This is a genomic window from Blautia fusiformis, assembly GCF_020686995.1.
Taxonomy (GTDB): Bacteria; Bacillota; Clostridia; order Lachnospirales; family Lachnospiraceae; genus Blautia_A; species Blautia_A fusiformis.
This window is the reverse complement of sequence record NZ_JAJEPT010000004.1, coordinates 115,928-133,489: the sequence shown is the minus strand read 5'-3', so window position 1 is coordinate 133,489 and position 17,562 is coordinate 115,928. Positions and strand designations below refer to the sequence as shown.

10 protein-coding genes and 1 tRNA gene are annotated in these 17,562 nt (G+C 46.3%); 2 read left to right on the top strand and 9 right to left on the bottom strand.

Annotated features, from left to right (window positions below):
- Nucleotides 1–13 precede the first annotated feature (13 nt).
- From LKD46_RS05170 to LKD46_RS05155, 4 genes are all read right to left on the bottom strand, one after another.
- The gene (locus LKD46_RS05170; protein WP_118368568.1) at nt 14–2,260 is read right to left on the bottom strand and encodes a DNA gyrase/topoisomerase IV subunit A; all 2,247 of its coding nucleotides are present in this window, start codon (nt 2,258–2,260) and stop codon (nt 14–16) included.
- A gap of 15 nt (nt 2,261–2,275) precedes the next feature.
- Nucleotides 2,276–4,201: a DNA gyrase/topoisomerase IV subunit B gene (locus LKD46_RS05165; RefSeq protein WP_022426613.1), complete on the bottom strand. Its 1,926-nt coding sequence runs from the start codon at nt 4,199–4,201 to the stop codon at nt 2,276–2,278.
- A 287-nt stretch (nt 4,202–4,488) separates the two neighbouring features.
- A complete protein-coding gene (locus tag LKD46_RS05160; RefSeq protein ID WP_118368567.1) occupies nt 4,489–6,393 on the bottom strand; it encodes an EAL domain-containing protein in 1,905 nt (634 codons plus the stop codon).
- The gene (locus LKD46_RS05155; RefSeq protein WP_118368566.1) at nt 6,380–8,059 is read right to left on the bottom strand and encodes a GGDEF domain-containing protein; all 1,680 of its coding nucleotides are present in this window, start codon (nt 8,057–8,059) and stop codon (nt 6,380–6,382) included. Before LKD46_RS05155 ends, LKD46_RS05160 begins: the two co-directional genes overlap by 14 nt.
- Before the next feature lie 213 nt (nt 8,060–8,272).
- On the opposite strand from LKD46_RS05155, the gene LKD46_RS05150 reads away from it, so the two are divergent.
- Together LKD46_RS05150 and LKD46_RS05145 are read left to right on the top strand one after the other, a co-directional pair.
- A tRNA-Glu gene (locus tag LKD46_RS05150) sits at nt 8,273–8,344 on the top strand.
- Between the two features lie 224 nt (nt 8,345–8,568).
- Nucleotides 8,569–9,732 carry a ComEC/Rec2 family competence protein gene (locus LKD46_RS05145; RefSeq protein WP_021650325.1) on the top strand — a complete coding sequence of 388 codons (1,164 nt, stop codon included), beginning with the start codon at nt 8,569–8,571 and terminating at the stop codon, nt 9,730–9,732.
- Nucleotides 9,733–9,859: 127 nt separating this feature from the next.
- On the opposite strand, the gene LKD46_RS05140 is transcribed toward LKD46_RS05145, so the two are convergent.
- Genes LKD46_RS05140 through LKD46_RS05120 form a run of 5 tightly spaced genes read right to left on the bottom strand, consistent with a single transcriptional unit; the run spans nt 9,860 to nt 17,367 of the window.
- Nucleotides 9,860–12,013, bottom strand: coding sequence for an RNA degradosome polyphosphate kinase (locus LKD46_RS05140; protein ID WP_110102020.1), 2,154 nt, complete (start codon nt 12,011–12,013; stop codon nt 9,860–9,862).
- A gap of 16 nt (nt 12,014–12,029) precedes the next feature.
- Nucleotides 12,030–13,565 carry a Ppx/GppA phosphatase family protein gene (locus LKD46_RS05135; RefSeq protein WP_021650327.1) on the bottom strand — a complete coding sequence of 512 codons (1,536 nt, stop codon included), beginning with the start codon at nt 13,563–13,565 and terminating at the stop codon, nt 12,030–12,032.
- Between the two features lie 34 nt (nt 13,566–13,599).
- The gene (locus tag LKD46_RS05130) at nt 13,600–14,916 is read right to left on the bottom strand and encodes an ATP-binding protein (RefSeq protein ID WP_044960616.1); all 1,317 of its coding nucleotides are present in this window, start codon (nt 14,914–14,916) and stop codon (nt 13,600–13,602) included.
- Nucleotides 14,917–14,941: 25 nt separating this feature from the next.
- The gene (pheA, locus tag LKD46_RS05125; protein WP_110102022.1) at nt 14,942–16,072 is read right to left on the bottom strand and encodes a prephenate dehydratase; all 1,131 of its coding nucleotides are present in this window, start codon (nt 16,070–16,072) and stop codon (nt 14,942–14,944) included.
- On the bottom strand, nt 16,069–17,367 hold the full coding sequence (locus LKD46_RS05120) for a bifunctional folylpolyglutamate synthase/dihydrofolate synthase (protein ID WP_021650330.1): 1,299 nt from the start codon (nt 17,365–17,367) through the stop codon (nt 16,069–16,071). The genes pheA and LKD46_RS05120 overlap by 4 nt, the downstream gene beginning before the upstream one ends.
- Nucleotides 17,368–17,562 lie beyond the last annotated feature (195 nt).

Sequence of the window (17,562 nt, the reverse complement as noted above, 5' to 3'; positions counted from 1 at the left end):
CTCTTCGCGTCTTTTATACCCTCGGCTTCACACCCTTCGTATCTCTCTTAGCCAGCTTAACTTTATTCAGCACATACGGCTTATCATGATATTCAATGGCATATTCTTGGCGGCTTTCCAGGAGATAAGCGTGGTGAATGCGGTCTTCACCGGTAAGCTTCATGCCGCGGACACCCATAGCGTTTTTCTTAGTGACGGAGATCTCGGTTTTCATGATACGGAGAAAGTAACCCTTTTCAGACTGGAACACAACCTGATCCATCTCATCGGCTGCTCCTACGAATACCAGGCGGTCATCCTCTGCAAGCTTGGTGGAAACAATGGTACGCTTGGAAGCACGGAACTCTTCTCCTTTTACCAGCTTGCACATGCCGTTCTCTGTAACAAAGAGCACTGTGGAGGCTGCCACCTGGCTCAGCGGTGCCACATAAAGGATTTGCTCGGAAGTACTATCATAATTACCCAGATTATCTGCCGGAACACCTTTATCACGGAAACGTACCAGCGGGATATCCTCTGCCTTCACGGTGTGAAGCTTGCCGGTATCTGTAAAGATACAGATCTTGTCCGTATTCATGCAGGTAAAGACATAGCGGCTCTCTGCATGAGCGGCATCCTTATTACGCTCGTAGGCATTCTTGTCAATGAGACGCATATATCCGAAACGATCCATCAGGAAGCAGACTTCGGTCTCTTCCATCTTCTTCTCCTCATAAACAGCTTCCTCGGCGTTTTCAATGGAAGTCTTACGCTTACTGCCGTATTCCTTCTTGATCTGATCCAGTTCACCCATGATCACTGCTGCCATGGAGTCATAATTATTCAGGATATCCTCATAAGCAGCAATGTTCTTCATGGTTTCCTCATGCTCCTTCATCAGAGCATCGATTTCCAGACCGATCAGCTTGTAAAGACGCATATCCAGGATAGCTGTGGCCTGTTTCTCTGTGAATTTCAAGGATTTTGCCGCTTTTTCGGATGTCTTGGTCTTGAATTTAATCCCTTCTGTGATACCGTCGGTCAGACATTTCTTTACCTGGTCACGGCTCTTGCTGCCACGGAGGATCTCGATGATCAGGTCAATGACATCGCAAGCCTTGATCAGACCTTCCTGGATCTCACGTTTCTCCTGCTCTTTGGCAAGAAGGGTGGTGTACTTCCTGGAATTTACCTCAAATACAAAGTCCACATGGTGAGCAATGATCTGCTTCAGTCCCAGTGTTTCCGGTCTTCCGTCTGCAACTGCCAGCATGTTGACACCGAAAGTATCCTCCAGTCGGGTCTTCTTATAGAGCATGTTGGTAAGGTTCTCCACGTCTGCATCGCGCTTCAGTTCCAGAACGATACGGATTCCCTCCTTGGAAGACTGGTTGGAAATATCCACGATATCTGTGGTCTTCTTGGTCTCTACCAGGGTTGCGATATCATTAAGGAATTTTCCGATGTTTGCACCGATCATGGTGTAAGGAATCTCTGTGATCACCAGCTGCTGGCGACCGCCCTTCAGCTTCTCTATTTCCACCCGTCCACGGATACGGAGCTTACCTGTTCCAGATTCATAGATCTTTACAAGGTCGTCCTTATTTACTACGATACCACCTGTCGGAAAATCCGGGCCCTTGAGATAACGCATCAGCCCACGGGTGCTGATATCATTATTCTTCATGTATGCCTTCACAGCATCCACCACTTCGCCCAGGTTATGCGGCGGGATACTGGTAGCCATACCAACGGCGATTCCGTCTGCTCCGTTTACAAGGAGATTTGGGATACGCACCGGAAGTACTACCGGCTCCTTCTCTGTTTCATCGAAGTTCGGCATAAAGTCCACAACGTTCTTATCCAGATCTTCCAGAAAAACCGCCTGGGTCAGCTTCTCCAGGCGGGCCTCTGTGTATCGCATGGCTGCGGCTCCGTCGCCTTCAATGGAACCAAAGTTTCCATGTCCGTCCACCAGTGTACGACCCTTTTTAAATTCCTGCGCCATGACTACAAGCGCATCATAAATGGAGCTGTCACCGTGGGGATGATATTTACCCATAGTATCTCCCACGATACGGGCACATTTACGGTACGGGCGGTCGTAACGGATGCCAAGCTCATACATATCGTAAAGGGTACGGCGCTGTACCGGCTTCAGTCCGTCACGTACATCCGGCAGTGCTCTGGAAATGATAACGCTCATGGCGTAATCAATATATGATTTCTGCATGATCTCCGCATAATCGGTGCGGATGATATTGTCCTGTTTCGTATTCATAGTTTATTCTCCCAATCAAATATCCAGCTCTGCATCTGTTGCATGCTCATAGATAAAGGCCTTACGTGGCGGAACATCGCTTCCCATCAGGATCTCTGTCACATCGGAGGCCATGCGGGCATCTTCGATCTCCACACGCTTCATCATTCTTGTCTCAGGGTTCAGGGTAGTCTCCCAGAGCTGCTGGGCGTCCATCTCACCGAGACCTTTGTATCTCTGGAGCGTGAAGCTTCCCGGTTTATGGCTCTTACGGTATTTCTCAAGAGCCTTGTCATCGTAGAGATATTCCTCCTGCCCCTTCTTCGGCATTACCTTATAAAGAGGTGGCATGGCAATATACACATGTCCCTCATAGATAAGCTCCGGCATAAAACGGTAAAACAAGGTCAGAAGCAGAGTAGAGATATGAGCACCATCCACATCCGCATCGGCCATGATCACGATCTTGTCATAACGAAGCTTCGTGATATCAAAATCATTTCCGTAGCCTTCGGAAAAACCGCAGCCAAAGGCATTGATCATAGTCTTGATCTCTGCGTTGGCCAGCACCTTGTCGATGGTAGCCTTCTCTACGTTGAGGATCTTACCGCGGATCGGAAGGATCGCCTGATAGTTACGGTCTCTGGCTGTCTTGGCCGAACCGCCGGCGGAATCTCCCTCTACGATAAAGATCTCACACAGTGACGGATCCTTTTTCTCACAGTTGGCCAGCTTGCCGTTGGAATCAAAAGAGTATTTCTGTTTGGTGAGAAGGTTTGTCTTGGCACGCTCCTCGGTCTTACGGATCTTGGCCGCCTTTTCCGCACAGGAAAGGACGATCTTCAGTGTTTCCAGATTTCGGTCAAAAAACAGTACCAGCTGTTCTCCTGCTACCTTGCCGGTGGCTCTGGATGCGTCCTGGTTATCCAGCTTGGTCTTGGTCTGTCCCTCAAAGCGGGGTGCCGGATGTTTGATGGAGACTACAGCAGTCATTCCGTTTCGGATATCTGCACCTGTAAAATTGGGGTCTTTATCCTTCAGTACACCGATCTCACGTGCATAGGTGTTCATTACCGTTGTGAAGGTAGTCTTAAATCCGGTCAGATGAGTTCCTCCCTCTGCATTGTAGATATTATTGCAGAATCCTAGAACGTTCTCACGGAACTCATTGGTAAACTGAAAAGCAACCTCCACCTGGATCCCGTCTGCCTCTCCTTTAAAATAAACCGGATCATGGAGAGGCTGTGCATTTTTGTTAAGGTCACGGATAAAGCCTACGATCCCCTCCGGCTCATGATACTCGATATCCTCAGGAGTGTCCCCTCTTCGATCCTCAAAATGGATGGTAAGCTCCGGATTCAGATAGGCAGTCTCATGAAGACGGCTCTTTACATCCGCTGCTCCAAATCTTGTTTTCTCAAAAATCTCCGGATCCGGAAGGAAATTCACACAGGTTCCGGTACCTCTGGTCTTCCCTAATTTGGGGAGAAGTCCTGCTTCCAGTTCAATGGTAGGGATTCCTCTCTCATAGTGGTCATGATGTATATAGCCATCACGGCTGATCTTAATATCCAGATACGTAGATAATGCGTTCACTACGGAAGAACCTACACCATGAAGTCCGCCGCTTGTCTTATATGCGGAATTGTCAAACTTACCGCCTGCATGAAGGGTTGTAAAAACAAGACGCTCCGCAGATATTCCCTTGGCATGCATATCCACCGGGATCCCTCGTCCATTATCCTCTACTGTACAGGAACCGTCCTTCTCAAGAACTACATGGATACGGCTGCAGTACCCTGCAAGGTGCTCATCCACCGCATTGTCTACGATCTCATATATCAGATGGTTCAGTCCCTTTCTGGATACGCTTCCGATATACATACCGGGGCGCTTTCGCACGGCCTCGAGGCCCTCCAGGACAGAGATACTGCCCGCATCATAAGTGTCTTTTTTTGCCATTCCACTGATTCCTTTCTTTTTTATATTCGAACATTTGTTTGTATTATACTCAAAATATATGTACTTGTAAAGTCCACATGATCATCTTTTCTCTGCAATTTTTCCAAAAGATACGCGTGGCAGTTCAAGGAACCGGTCTTCCGAAAAATCGCTTTCTTCAGCCGCCACAGCCTATCTATTCTATCAAAAGTATCTGTAAACTTCAAGCAATTTGTGTCTGTCTGAATACAACAGGCGGAAACCCCTGCTTTTTATGAAAGCATGTTTTCCGCCTGTTTCTGATCATTTCAGGAAATTTTTTCCAGAAGCTTCTCCTCGCACAGGGGCCTGGAAAAATAATATCCCTGTATCATATCCACACCCCATTTTTCCAGAAGCTTTACCTCCTTTTCGGTCTCAGCGCCTTCTGCGATCACCTTATATCCCATATGCTGCAGGATCATGACAATGCTGCGATAAAAGGTAGCCGTCTGAGGATCGCTGCTGACCCCGGACAAAAGAGAACGGTCCATTTTTACTGCTGAAAACGGGATGCGAAGAACTGCGTTCAGATTTGCATAACCGGAACCGAAATCATCCAGGCACATGTGGATCCCCACTTCTGCAAAATCATCAATGGCTGTGCAGAAGCTTTCGCTGTATTCGGTTGCTACGTTTTCCGTGATCTCAAACTGAAAATATCCCGGATCTAATCCATACCCCTGTATGATCCCGATAAGCACATGGCTGTATCCGGGTTTCATCAGTTCGGAAGGAGAAAGATTGAATTTCACATTCCGGATCTTCTTCATGATATATTCATGTTCTTTTATAAAACGGCAGACCTTGTGAAGCTGAAGACATCCCACTGCAGAGATCATTCCCTGTTTTTCCGCGATCCCGATAAACACATCCGGCGGGATCATTCCCAGAACAGGATGTTTCAGCCGGCTCAGTGCCTCCAGAGTAATAAAATCCTGGTTTTTTATAGAATATACCGGCTGATAATATACTTCAAACAGATCCTCTTTCACAGCCTTCTGAAGAAAATGCTCCACTTCCTGCTCATAGCGGAAGCCCTCCAGGATCTTGCTGTCCGACTGGATCAGGACCGTATCCTGACGGTTCTGTATCAGAGAGATCATATATTCAATATAAGAAAGAATACTATCCTCTTTTTCCAGTTTTTCCGCATTCATGATCCCGCAGATTGCAGCATGGAACGACACCTTTTCGTTTTCGATAAAAAACGGCTTTTTCAGAAATTCTTCTATGCCGTCTCTGGCTTTTTCATAATCTGTCAGCGAGTCCAGCACTGCCAGAAAGCAATTGCCTGTGATACGAAAGATCTGCACTGAATCCGTGATCTCCCGAAATCCCTTCGCCGCCCGGATCAGCAGCTGATCTCCTACTCTGGTACCGTAGATCCGGTTGATCTGCTTCATATTGCGGGCATCCACAGCAAGCAGATGAAAGCTTTCTTTTCGATAGAGCTTTTCTCCGATCCATTTGTCAAAATACTGTTTGTCAAATAAACCTGTCATACTGTCCGTATATTCACCTGGATTGTTCATAGTAAGATAGATCAGCCAAAGTCCTACAGAAAGTCCGAAGCCGGTAAGCAGTATTCTTTCCGCGGCAATCTGGAGAAACAGGCAGGCTGCTTCGATAAACCAAAATCTCCATATGGTGCGCCGTATTTCTTTTTCTGCTGTTTTTCCATAAAGTAACATAAATGCAACGATCACCAGCATAAAAATGAATACATATCCATAGAGCAGAAAATGAAAACTTCCCCGGATAAATCTACCTTCCTGGTCAAAATAAAAAAGCCATCCCGTCCGTAAGTTTGCTGTAACTGCCAGCAGCATTGCAGCCGGCAGGACCACCCAGCCGGTTTTCAGCCATTTATACTTCTCCTTCTGTCTTCCGGTGATGATCCGAATGTAGCAGAAAAGCCCGTAGGTAAGTATGACATCACAGAAATAATAGAGCGTCAGGACCAGCGCTGACATTCTGCAACCTTCGCTGCTGCCGCCTCCCGCGATCACCGCACTCAGCATATCCAGCAGCACGTAAACGCCGCTGAAAGCCAGAAAACATACAAAATTCCTGTTTTCCGCATTGTTCAGTCTTTTATGAGAAAAATAATGTATCGCGATCATCGTCACCAAAACAAGGGATGTGATCTGAAAACAGTTAATATACTCCATTTTTCAAATCCCCCTTCTTTTTGTTCTCATAAAGCTTCCTGTCTGCCTCATATTTCCATTCTCCCATGGATTTCAGAGAGCCATCCTTATTTCGCAGATGGCTGCATCCCAGGGACAACGAAAAACGATGTCTGCATCCTCTCCCGATATTCCGGAGTTCTTCTTTCAGGCGTTCCGACCAGAATTCGTCCGGTACTTCCGGATCATAGACCAGAACCGCAAATTCATCCCCGCCGATGCGGTAGCAGGTTCCTTTTTCCCGGAAAACGTTCTCCACACATCTGGCCGAGATCACCACCATCTCGTCTCCTGCAGCCCGTCCGTATTCTTCGTTGATCACGCGAAGCTGATCGATATCGATATACATAAGAAGGATATCCCGGTATCTGCCCATATCTGCGGAAATACTTTCCAGTTTTTTCTCAAAATTGGCTCTCGTCTCAAGTCCTGTCATCCCATCCTCTCTGGACAGTCGTTCGTAAGCCTGGGATTCCAGACGGTAACGGACGTTGTCTGCCATCATCATGACTGCGTCTGCAATGACCAGCACAAGAAACACAAGATTTCCCAATTCAAAAATGGATCCATAGTAGGAAATCTCGAACAGCCAGTACAGGATCAGCGCTATGATACCGCTTGCTCCCACGATGATATATGCAATGAGAAGCAAATGTATCTCACGCTGTTTATGCTTCCGGTACTCCCGGATCAGAAGTACCGCTGATATCAGGACCCACACAAACAGCAGGATATGTGTTACAAACAGCATATCCTTAAATTCAAAGGCTCCCAGGATCACCAGAACTCCCTGTAAAACAGCATTCAGATAAAATGTAAAGATTCCAAGATCCAGGAGCCTGTATTTTTTCATGTTTCCGATATTCTGCAAAAAACGCAGCATCGGAACTGCCAGCAGCATGAACATATAAAAAGAAATGAGACATAATACTTCGGGGCATCTACTGTAGCTTTGTGCCAGTGATGAGTCCGTCACCAGCCAGATACTGCACATCATAAGGAACAGTGCCACATCCCGGAACCGTCTGTCCGGCATCTGCCTTATTCTCATATAGATGCAGATGCACAGGGCGATCATACTTAATACGATCATGATCGTTGCCGCCCCTAAAGGAATGGCTGCTTTTCTGATCTGATACCAGGCTATTGCACTTCCAGTTCCTATGCATACCGGCTCTATAACATATTTTCCTCTCTGAGGCGCAGAATAGCTGAACGTCAGGACTTTTCCCTCTGTGTCATTACCCAGAGCGGCGATGCACTGCACCTTGGAACGCATCTGCACATTTTTGGAAAACATGGCCTCCTTATATTCATACAGGATCTTTCCATTCAGGCGTATCACCAGATCGTACTGGGCTCCTGTAGAAACCACGGTCATTCCTCTGCTTTCCGCTCCCAGACTTTCATTGTACAGGATCAGCTTTTCACCTGTTTTTGCCGGAATTTCCGCAGGCAGGGTGATCTCCTGTTTTTTTCCGTCTTTTATGTAGTACCATCCTTTGTTAAGAAGCTGTACACTGTCCTGCTTCTGGATCAGCCCCCCTGTGTGGATCGCCGCAAAGATCGCGCCAAAAACCAGCAGTACCACAAAAAAAAGAAAGGATTCTCCCTTCCATATCAAATTTTTCTTTTTTCTGTAATCCATACTCTTCCTCTTTATATTTTTTTATTCCATTTCGTTTTGTATCTATCATATCATCAATCGATTTTTCCGTCAAAAAAATTGTCAAAAAACAGGGTGAAAATTTTTTTCAAAAAAAGAAAAAAAGTGCTTGCATTTTGTAAGAAAGTATTATATACTAACGAAGTCGGTTGCGGGAAACAACAGAAATCAAGAGCAAACGACACAAATGAATATGGCCAGTTGGTCAAGGGGTTAAGACGCCGCCCTCTCACGGCGGAAACACGGGTTCGATTCCCGTACTGGCTATCAACTAAAAGCAGTTAGGATTTTTATTCTGACTGCTTTTTTGTGATTGTTATACTTCACTTTTTCCTGTTATCGCTATCAAACGTTGCTCTGAACATTGCATATAAAAATTTCGTTCTTCCTGTTTATCTGTTTTCTGTATTTTCACATATATTATTTTGCATTTCTTTCTCTTCTGTTTTATAATTTCCCCTGAAAATACTTAAGATAAGGGGTGACTTCTCATGCATCACAAACATTCTTTTCGCAGAAAGCTGCAGACATTTTTTCTTTCTCTGCTGCTTGTTCTGCTAACAGTCGCAGGAGTTCCCTCTGCTGCTTACACAGCCGAGGCTGCTTCTGCTGACACAACAATGGCTGTACACTTTCTGGATGTAGGGCAGGGGCTTTCAATCCTGGTCCAGTCACAGGGGCAGAATCTCCTGTATGACGGCGGTGACCGAGGACATTCCAGTTTCGTGGTTTCCTATCTGCAGAAACAGAATATTTCCATCATTGACTATATGATCTCCTCCCATTATGACGAGGACCATGTGGCTGGTCTTGTAGGATGCCTGGACAGCTTTTCCGTAAAAAATGTGATCGGTGCAGATTATGTACAGGATACAAAGATCTATCAATCTTTTGAAAACAGTGTTGCCGCTCAGGGATTAACTGTGCAGCATCCGGAGCCCGGAACGGATTTTACTTTCGGAAGCGGGAAATTTACGGTGCTTTCTCCTCAATCGATCAGCAGCAACGATAACGACAATTCTGTTGCGATCCGGCTGGAAAACGGAAATAACCATTTTCTTTTTACTGGGGATGCAGAATCTGCCGGGGAGGAAGCGATCTGCAATCTGGGACTTGATCTTTCCTGCGATGTGATCGTTCCGGGACATCACGGTTCTGCCACTGCCACCACCTGGGATCTGCTCCAGCAGACTGTTCCGGAATATGCAGTGATCAGCTGCGGCGCCGGTAATTCCTACGGACATCCTCATAAGGATACCATGGATAAGCTTGCGGATATGGGAATACAGGTATTTCGTACTGATGAGCAGGGTACGGTGATCGCAGTCAGCGACGGAAGCAATATCCAGTGGAACCAGAGTCCCTGTAATGATTATTCTGCTGGAGATGAATCGGATACCGGCACACAGCCTTCCTCCGCTTATAAGGATTCCGGTGCGTCCGGCTATGGATCTTCTGATTCGGCTGCTGCAGATCCTCAGACCGGAGTGCAGGCCGATCCGGAGCCAGTGGGTGATATGGTCTGGATCTCCGCTACCGGAAGCAAGTACCACCGGATTCCTAACTGTGGAAATATGAATCCGGATAATGCCACAGAAATGACACGCTCCCAGGCTGAAGCTGCAGGGTATAAAGCCTGCAAGAAGTGTTATTAGAAACGCCCGCATGCTGTCAGGTTTTCTGAATATCATGCAGTATTGACGTAATATGGATAATCTTTGAGAACATTATTTAAGGACAGCTGTATCATAAATTGATATGACAGGCTGTCCTTTTCTTTTACTATTTTATAATATCCTCCGCCGGTTCAGCCGGTACGAAAACTCTCTTCTTTTCTTTTTTCTCCTTTTTTGCTGCCTTGGCCCGCTCGGTAGCCTCCCTGCAGAATTCCATCTGGGAATTTATCAGCGTTTTGCCACGTTTGTCCTGCTTCTCATACAAACCGGAGGGCTGCAGGATATGTGCTTTTACATTGTCACGGAATTCCAGATCCAGCACATGCATGATCTCTTCCTTGATCCGCTCATCTTCCACAGGGAAAACAATCTCCACACGACGGTCAAGGTTACGTGGCATCCAGTCCGCACTTCCCATATAAATTTCATCGGAACCGCCATTGCGGAAATAGAAAATACGGCTGTGCTCCAGGAAATTACCAACGATCGAACGCACGTGGATATTTTCGCTGATACCCGGAATGCCCACCTTCAGGCAGCAGATGCCGCGGATCAGAAGATCGATCCTGACCCCACAGGAAGAAGCATAATATAGCGCTGCAATGATCTCAGGGTCGCACAGAGAATTCATCTTTGCCGCAATGTGAGCCTCTTCTCCCTTTTTCGCATGCTCCGCTTCTCTTTCGATCATTTTTACAAAACGGTCCTTCATCCAAATCGGTGCAACGATCAGGCGATTCCAGCGCTTCGGCTCGGAATATCCAGAAAGCATGTTGAACACAGCAGTTGCATCCTCTCCAAACCGTTCGTCACAGGTAAATATACCACAGTCTGTATAAAGCTTGGCTGTGGAATCGTTATAGTTTCCGGTTGCCAGATGCACATATCTGCGGATCCCGTTTTCTTCTCTTCTCACAACAAGAGTTATCTTACTGTGTGTTTTCAGGCCCACCAGACCATAGATCACATGACAGCCTGCCTTTTCCAGCATTTTTGCCCAGACGATATTGTTTTCCTCATCAAAACGCGCTTTCAGCTCTACAAGAACAGAAACCTGCTTGCCGTTTTCTGCGGCCTGAGCAAGTGCCGCGATGATGGGTGAATTGCCGCTGACGCGATACAGGGTCTGCTTGATTGCCAGTACATCCGGGTCCTTTGCCGCCTGACGCACGAAATTCACCACCGGATCAAAGCTCATATACGGATGATGCAGGAACACATCACCCTCCCTGATCACCTGAAAAATATCTTTATCATTCTGAAATGCAGGCACTGCTGCCGGTTTGTATTTCGGTTCCTTGAACTGATCGTATCCGTCAATACCATAAACCTTCATCAGCATGGTCAGATCCAGCGGTCCGTTGATAAAAAAGATATCATCTCCATGAACCTGAAACTCCATTTTCAGAATATCCAGAAGCCGCGGATCCATCTTATCTTCCACTTCCAGGCGGATCACCTCTCCCCACTGGCGCTTTTTCAGCTGTTTCTGGATCTCAACCAGAAGATCCTCTGCCTCATCCTCGTCAATAGGAAGATCCGCATTACGCATGATCCTGTACGGATGGGCACAGATCACATCATAGCTTAAGAACAGCTTGTCGATGTTGCGCTCAATGATCTGTTCCAGAAGTGTTACGGTTGTATGGCCTTTTTTCTCAGATGGAATGATCACTACTCTCGGAAGTACAGAAGGCACCTGTACAGTGGCAAAATCAATCTCTTCTTTTCCTTTTTTGGTATCTTTTTTGGAAAGAAGTGCTCCGATATTCAACGTTTTATTACGGATCAGAGGAAACGGTCTGGAAGAATCCATTGCCATTGGTGTCAGGACCGGATATACATTGTCTTCAAAATACTGATCCACAAATTCTTTCTGCTTCTCGGAAAATGCCTCGTGCTCAAAGATCACATGAAGTCCTGCTTTTTCAAGTGCAGGGACCAGAGACCGGTTTAATGTACTGTACTGTACGTGAACAAGATCATGTGTCTGCCGGCTGATGGCTTTCAGCTGTTCCTTGGCTGTCATTCCTGCAATATCTGTTTTTTTGTACCCTGCATGAACCTGATCCTTCAGGGATGCAACACGGACCATATAAAATTCATCCAGATTGGATGAGGTGATACTCAAAAATTTCAGTCTCTCAAACAGAGGTAGATTTTTGTCTCTGGCTTCACTGAGCACACGATCATCAAATTTGATCCAGCTCAGCTCTCTGTTTACAAAATATTCCGATTTGTCAAATTCCTTAAATTTCATACAAAAACCTCCTCCGTTATCTTCTTCCCTTCCGTCTCATTACAAGCCGGATTCCAAACACCTCTTCAAAAAATTCTTTTTTATCTTTCAGAAGCCCCAGCTCCAGAGAAACATCCCTTGCGGAATCCACCACCAGGTAAAGGATCCTGTCTTTTAAGGTTACATTAAGCGCTTTTACCTTCTGGTAATGGCTTCTGTCCATAGCATTGGCCAGGCGGAGAATTGCGGTCAGCTTCGCAGTCAGGAGATAATTTTCCCTGCTCATGGATGTTTCACGGTTGATCTCTTTGTAGCAGCCGAATTCTCTGGTATTGTACCTCACCGCACTAGCGATCACCTGCCGCTCCTCTGTGGAAAGACCTATGATCTCCGTAGCCATGATGATCCGGTAAGAGCATTCTGCCACCTCACTCATACTGATATATTTTCCGCAGTCATGAAGAAGAACTGCGATCTGCAAAAGAAGCCGTTCACGTTTTCCCATGCCGTGGATCTTCCTTGTGCTGTCAAAAATATCCAGTGCCACATCGGTAGTTCCTGCAATGTGGTTCTTTCCACTGGAATACCTTTTGGCAATGTTCCTGGATGCCACCAGGATATCATTTTCAAAATTGTGTACACTTTTCAGATATTTATTTTTTTCCGCATAGTCATAGGCAATCCCGTCCAGAAGAGAAACACCCGGGATCCAGAGTGCTTCTGCCTGAAAGATTTCTATAAAATTTCGGATGATAACCATGTTCGGCACGATCAGAGACGCATATTCCGGTTCCAACTCCATGGATTCGGCAAGGTCATGATCGGACATGTTTACAATGGTCTCGTATTTCTTCAGGAATTCCTCCTTTGTGATGATATTCTCTCCGGATCTGTCCTGAAAGATCGTATCTGTGAGAAAATCTCCCATCAGGATCAGATTGGAGATTTCCTTGTCCTTAAGATAAAGACGTTGAAAGCTTATCAGATCATTTCGGATAAATTCCTCTATCAGCCGGTCATAATGTGGAGTTGTTTTCTCCAGTTCTTTCAGACGTTCGCGGATACGAAGACTTCCCATACGGATACTCTGGGTCAGCACCAGAGCATCTTTATCAAAGAGAGAGATCTGCAGATTTCCTCCTCCGATATCTAGGATCGCCGTCCCCTTCTGAATAGCCTTTTTGAAGCCGGATTCAATGGCAGCAATGGATTTATATCCCAGAAAATGCTGTTCCGCATTACTCAGGATCTCTACCCGGATACCAGTTCTCTGATAGATCTGCTCCAGGATGATCACCGGATTTTCCAGCTCACGGAGAGAGCTTGTTGCACACGCACGCCAGCTTTCTACCCCAAATTCAGCCATCATGCGTTTAAAATCATTAAGGATCTCGCAGAGCTCATCCACAGTCTCCATCTCTAGCCGTCCTGCAGCATAAGTTCCACGGCCCAGCTCCAGCTGGTAACGGACATCATTGATCTCCCGGAAGCCGATCCGCTTTGACATTTCAAAGATCTTCATACTGACTTCATAGGAGCCTATATCAATTGCTGCAAAGGTTGTCACCGCCATAGTTTTTCATCCTTTCCCCCAATACACAGGTAAACTATTTCTTTTTTTCTTCCTCTGTTCCCACAATGTAATCGATAAACTGCTGCGCTGCACGTCCGGTCAGTCCGCCATGAGAGATCTCCCACTGGTTGGCTTTCAGAAGCAGTTCCTCCTCCGGCATGGTAACTCCATAACGAGCTGCCAGTGTACGGACAATCTCCTGGAACTGTTTTTTGTCCGGTTTGCCAAAGTAGATACGGACGCCAAAACGATATACCAGGGAAAGCTTCTCCTGCACGGTGTCGGAGGAATGCAGATCATTGTCATCTGCGATCTCCAGCTTATCTGTGGCACGCTCACGGACAAGATTACGCCGGTTGCTTGTGGCATAGATCAGGACATTGTCCGGTTTTTTCTCAAGACCGCCCTCGATCACGGCTTTCAGGTATTTATATTCGATCTCAAATTCCTCAAAGGAAAGATCATCCATATAAATGATAAAACGATAGTTACGGTTTTTGATCTGGGCGATGACTTCATTAAGATCCTGGAACTGATGCTTATAGGCCTCAATGATACGAAGTCCCTGATCATAATACTGATTCAGGATTCCCTTGATACTGGAAGATTTACCGGTTCCCGCATCACCAAAGAGCAGACAGTTGTTCGCCTTTCTCCCCTGTACAAATGCCTCTGTATTATCAATGAGCTTTTTCTTGGCGATCTCATATCCTACCAGATCATCGATCTTCACATGTGCGATCCTTGTGATAGGCTGGATCTCCACCTTTCCCTCCTCATCGTGACCGATACGGAATGCCTTATGGAGACCAAGCTTGCCAACACCGAAATCTTTATAGAAGGATACCATATCATCCATAAATTCTTCGGTTGTGGTGGCTGCTGCCAGGGTTTTGCTCATCTGACAGATACGGTCACGGATCCTGGTATTAAAGAGCTTGCTGTTCTCATCCGGTGTCTGGTAATCACAGATCACCCTGCAGCATACAGTTCCGAACACTTTATCAAAGACCGTGATGTCAAAATCATACAATTCCTTGAAAATCTGGAAATCATTTTTTGCCAGGTCGTTAATGCTGCCCTTGATCGCTCCTCGTATCTCGCTTGCCATACTGAAAGCGTTCTCATGATTTACCAAAAGGAAGGTAAGATATGTATGCCAGATATTTCCGGAAAAACCGTACATTCCTGCCAGCTCCACCAGCCCGTTGACACTTTTGAAAAACTGGTCTTCTCTTGCCTTGAGTGCTTCTTCATCTGCTTCATAAAGATTAATAAGTTCTGTCATATCGTCCAGTATCTCACCGTTTGAAAATCCACGGTAAAGGATACATTCCTGAATTCTTGCCAACATAATAATTTAACTCCTCTGTATCTTAATAGTTTCCAAGAACACGGAGAACATTCGCCTCCGCCTCGATTCCTCTTAACGCATTCTCCACAGCGCTTTCGCCAAGTTTCCCTGTGAAATCCACGAAAAAACGGTATTCCCAGGATTTTCCCGGAATCGGACGGGATTCAATTTTGGTCATGTTCAGTCCGTTGTAGATAATATGGGAAAGCATGTTGTAAAGAGTTCCGCTTTCATGAGGCAGCTCAAAACAGATGCTGATCTTCCCGGCCTTTTCCTCGTATTCCGGTTTCCTGCTTACAATAATAAAACGTGTAGAGTTTGCTTTTTCTCTGCAGATATTTTCTGCAAGGACCTTCAGACCGAATACCTCACCAGCCTCACGGCTTGCGATAGCTGCCACGCCTTTGTCCCCCACCTCACTGACCTTTTTGGCCGCGCCTGCGGTGTTTTCCACTTCCTTCTTTTTCCAGGAAGGGTTTTCCTCCAGAAATGCCTTGCACTGGGCAAGCCCCTGAGGATGAGAGCAGACTTCCTTGATATCCCCTATCTGTGCATCCGGCATGCCCAGAAGCACATGATCCACACGGATGATCTGCTCGCCTACGATATACAGCTTGTACTCCATAAGAAGGTCATAGATATCAGCCACGATACCTGCAGTAGAATTCTCAATAGGAAGTACCGCATAATCGGCCTTGCCATGGGTTACATCCTCCATAGCTGTCCTCCATGTTTTTACATGGTAGCTTTCGATATTTTTCCCAAAGTACTGCCGCATAGCCGCATAGCTGTAGGCTCCCTCTACACCCTGGAACACAACCGTTGCGTTTTCAAGGGGAACATGCTTCACAGTTGTGAAATTGCGCTCTCCGTAAATCCCATGCTCTGTCAACAGCTGGTACTGTCTCTTACGGCTGATAGCCATGATCTGACGGAAAAGCTCCTGCACGCCGAGGCTGTTAAAGTCCCCGTGGGCCTTGTTTTTCAGCGTATGGATCTTCTGGCTCTCACGTGCCGGATCCAGTACCTGCTTACCGGTTTTTATTTTATATTCAGCGACTTCCTCACTCACCTTCATTCGTTTTTCAAAGAGACGTACAATCTCACTGTCGATCTCATCGATCTCGTCTCTGTATCTTTCCAAATCCGTCATTGGTTTCCTCCGTTATGTTTCCTGATAATTTCTGTAAGATCCCCCAGGAACGCCAGGGAACCAAAAGCAATGATCACATCCTCTTTTCCTGCCAGCTGATAGGCCTCTGCTACTGCGGCTTCGATGTTGTCAAAGGGCCTTACATCAGAATGAAATTCCCGCACCGCATCTGCCAGCTCCTGCGGGGTCAGAGCCCTGGGGTTATCCGGTGCCGCAATCGTCAGGATGGTATCTGCGTATTTTTCTGTTTTCCGGATGACCTTGCGGTAATCCTTGTCACGGAACATTCCCATGATGTAGATGATCCTTTTTCCCTTAAAATACCGTTCAATGGATGCAGCCAGCATGTCTGCCGCTGCAGGGTTATGAGCTCCATCAACCACAAAATCCGGTTCTGTCCCGAGAAGTGCAAATCTTCCCGGCCAGGTGGTACGTTTCAATCCATCCTGTCTCTGGACCAGTGTTGTGGGATATCCCTGTTCATTCAGGATTTCCAGTGCCCGGAGCGCTGCCACCGCATTTTCCTTCTGATAGGCACCTGCCAGGGATATTGTATATTTTTCTCCTTTATAAAGAAAGGTCTGGCCGGTTATGGATGCTTCCAGTACCTCTGCGCTGTCCCGGTCTGCTGCCTCGTATGGCACATTCTGTTCTGCGCATATTCTTCGTATGACCGCCTCTGCCTCCGGCTGCTGCTTTACAGTTACCATATGACTGTTCGGTTTAATGATGCCGGCCTTTTTTTCTGCTATCTCGCCCAGGGTATTTCCAAGAAATGCCGTATGATCCATACTGATGGATACCAGAATGGAAAGAACTGTAGTACTTATAATGTTGGTGGCATCCAGATCACCGCCCATACCAACTTCCATTAATACCAGATCGCATTTCTCATCCCGAAAATAAAGAAATGCGGCTGCAGTTTCAATTTCAAATACTGACGGATGCGGTTTTCCCTCTTTTACGATCTCATCGATCACCTCCGCGATCCTTGTCACATATGCTGCAAATTTCTCTCTGCTGACAGGTTCTCCGTTAACCTCCATCCTCTCTCTGTAGGAATAGACCGCCGGGGAAATATATCTTCCGACCCGGTAACCTGCACCTGATAAAGCGGAATACAGATATGCGATCACAGAACCCTTTCCGTTAGTTCCCGCTACATGAACATACTTCAGTTCATCCTGGGGATCTCCAAGCCGCCTCATCAGTTCTCTCATATTTTCCAGTCCCAGAACAATTCCCTTTTTCAATTCCGCAGCTCTGATGTAGGCACGACTTTCTTCATAATTCATCGTCTGTTTTCTCCTTCCGCATGTGTTGATGATCCATTACTGCTTTTTCACTTTGCAGTAATAATTTTGTTCATTATAACCCACGTGTATATTTTTTTCAAGGCAGGGAAGGCTATTAAAGACGCTTTTCCACGTTAAATATATTTAAAGTCCAGGCGGATATTCGCAGCCCCGCAGGGGACTTTCTTAATTCAG